2 protein-coding genes are annotated in these 2,548 nt (G+C 69.7%); both read left to right on the forward strand.

Annotated features, from left to right (window positions below; all coding sequences use genetic code 11):
• The first annotated feature begins 97 nt into the window (after nucleotides 1–97).
• Nucleotides 98–718, forward strand: coding sequence for an alpha-ketoglutarate-dependent dioxygenase AlkB (locus AB0G02_RS35000; protein ID WP_360803149.1), 621 nt, complete (start codon nucleotides 98–100; stop codon nucleotides 716–718).
• Between the two features lie 199 nt (nucleotides 719–917).
• Nucleotides 918–2,516: a cellulase family glycosylhydrolase gene (locus AB0G02_RS35005; protein ID WP_360803152.1), complete on the forward strand. Its 1,599-nt coding sequence runs from the start codon at nucleotides 918–920 to the stop codon at nucleotides 2,514–2,516.
• Nucleotides 2,517–2,548 lie beyond the last annotated feature (32 nt).

The raw sequence follows: 2,548 nt of genomic DNA on the forward strand, positions 1-2,548 counted from the left end.
ACCGGAACCGGACGCGTGAGTTCTTTTCAGTCAACACTGAAGCTATAGAATACATCGGGGTCGAACACTTGTTCGACCCCCGCGTTATGCTCCACCCATGCAGGTGTCGCTGTTCGACGACGGTGCCGAGGCGCCGGCGCTGCGCCCGCTGACCGGCGTGCGGCGGACCGAGCTGGGCGACGGCGCGTGGGTCGACGTGCTCCCGGGCTGGCTGACCGGCGCGGACGCGTTGTTCCGCCGACTGGCCGACGAGGTCCCCTGGCGGGCCGAGCGCAGGCAGATGTACGAGCGCGTGGTGGACGTCCCGCGCCTGCTCTGCTTCTACGACGAGGCCGCACCGCTCCCCGACCCCGTGCTGACGCGGGCTCGTGCCGAGCTGAGCGCCTGGTACGCCGACGAGTTGGGCGAGCCGTTCCGCACCGCGGGCCTGTGCTACTACCGCGACGGGCGTGACTCGGTGGCCTGGCACGGTGACACGATCGGGCGTGGTTCGACCGAGGACACCATGGTGGCGATCGTGTCCGTCGGCACGCCCCGTGCGCTGGCCCTGCGCCCGCGCGGAGGTGGCGGCGCGACCGCGCGGTACGCGCTCGGCCACGGCGACCTGATCGTGATGGGCGGGTCGTGCCAGCGCACGTGGGAGCACGCCGTGCCCAAGGCGACGAGGGCCGTCGGCCCGCGCATCAGCATCCAGTTCCGACCCCGCGGCGTGCGCTGACCGCTCCCGCGCGGGGCTTCCGCCGCCGTGGGGTGATCCCGTCCGGTATCGACCCATCTGAGACGCGCTGTCCGACTTGCCCCACCCCACCACGCCGCCGACCTGGATTTTTCGTCCTTGTCCAACATGACCGCCGTCACTACTCTCCCTCTGGGAGCGCTCCCAGAACGCGTTGCGAACATCCTCAAAGGAGAGCGGTATGCGGCAACGGAGATCCATCTTCGGCGCCCTGCTCGCGGCTGCGCTAGCCGTCAGCGGGGCCGTCGTGATGGCGACGGCGGGACAGGTCACGGCGGCCCCGGCCGGTGGTTACCTGCACACCGCGGGCAGCAAGATCGTGGACAGCACCGGCGCGACCGTCCGGCTGACCGGCATCAACTGGTTCGGCATGGAGACCGACAACAAGACCTTCCACGGGCTGTGGTCCAGCCGGACGTGGAAGCAGCAGCTCGACCAGATGGCCTCGTTGGGCTACAACACCCTGCGCATCCCCTTCTCCAACGACGCGCTCAAGCCCGGCGCGACGGCGTCGGGCATCAACGACTTCGTCAACCCCGACCTGATCGGGCTGTCGCCGCTGCAGATCCTGGACAAGGTCATCGACTACGTGGGCCAGAAGGGGATGCGCGTCATCCTCGACCGGCACCGCCCGACCAGCGCCGGGCAGTCCGCGCTCTGGTACACGTCGACCGTGCCGGAGAGCACCTGGATCAGCGACTGGAAGATGCTGGCCCAGCGGTACGCGGGCAACACCACGGTGATCGGCGCCGACCTGCACAACGAGCCGCACGCCGAGGGCACCAACCCCGCCGCCACCGGCTCCTGCTGGGGCTGCGGCGTGGTGGAGCGCGACTGGCGGCTGGCCGCCGAGCGCGCGGGCAACGCGATCCTGTCCGTGCAGCCGAACTGGCTGATCTTCGTCGAGGGCGTGAGCTGCCCGAGCGGCGGCCTGTCCAACGTCTGGGACAACGACCCGTCCAACGACGAGGACTGCGGCTGGTGGGGCGGCAACCTGTCCAAGGCGGGCGAGTTCCCGGTGCGGCTGAACGTGGCCAACCGGCTGGTCTACTCCCCGCACGAGTACGCCACCTCGGTCTACGAGCAGTCCTGGTTCACCTCGCCGGACTTCCCGTCGAACCTGCCCGCCGTCTGGGACCGCTACTGGGGCTACCTGTACAAGAACAACACCGCGCCGCTGATGATGGGCGAGTTCGGCTCCACCCTGGCCAACCCCAAGGACAAGGTGTGGCTGGAGAACCTGATGGCCTACACCGGCAAGGGTGTCAACGGCATCTCGTTCACCTACTGGGCGTGGAACCCGAACTCGGGTGACACCGGCGGCATCGTGGGCGACGACTGGACCACGGTCAACCAGGCCAAGCAGTCGATCCTCCAGCCGTACCTGATCCCGCCGACGGGTGGCGGGACGACCAGCACGACGTCCTCGACCACGACGACCACCACCACGTCCGGTGGCAACGGCACCGGCGCGTGCAAGGCCGTGTGGAAGCAGGACAACGCCTGGCAGGGCGGTTTCCAGGGCTCGTTGACCGTCACCAACAGCGCCACCAGCGCGGTCAACCCGTGGAAGGTCGTGTTCACCCTGCCCTCCGGCGTCACCATCGGCAGCGGGTGGAACGGCACGTTCAGCCAGAGCGGCACCACCGTGACCGTGACCGCGCCGACGTACTCGCCGTCGCTGGCGGCGGGCGCCTCGGTGGCCCTCGGGTTCACCGCGAACGGCACCGCGAGCACGCCCGCGGGCGTGACGCTCGGCGGGACGGCCTGCACCGCCTGACCGACCCTCCCCCGGCGGACCGCTGATCGAGC

This window comes from Actinosynnema sp. NPDC023658 (assembly GCF_040639995.1).
Taxonomy (GTDB): Bacteria; Actinomycetota; Actinomycetes; order Mycobacteriales; family Pseudonocardiaceae; genus Actinosynnema.

Excerpts from the sequence above, each read along its gene's own strand:
- AB0G02_RS35000 (WP_360803149.1), top strand. The coding sequence starts at position 98 with ATGCAGGTGTCGCTGTTCGACGACGGTGCCGAGGCGCCGGCGCTGCGC.
- AB0G02_RS35005 (WP_360803152.1), top strand. The coding sequence starts at position 918 with ATGCGGCAACGGAGATCCATCTTCGGCGCCCTGCTCGCGGCTGCGCTA.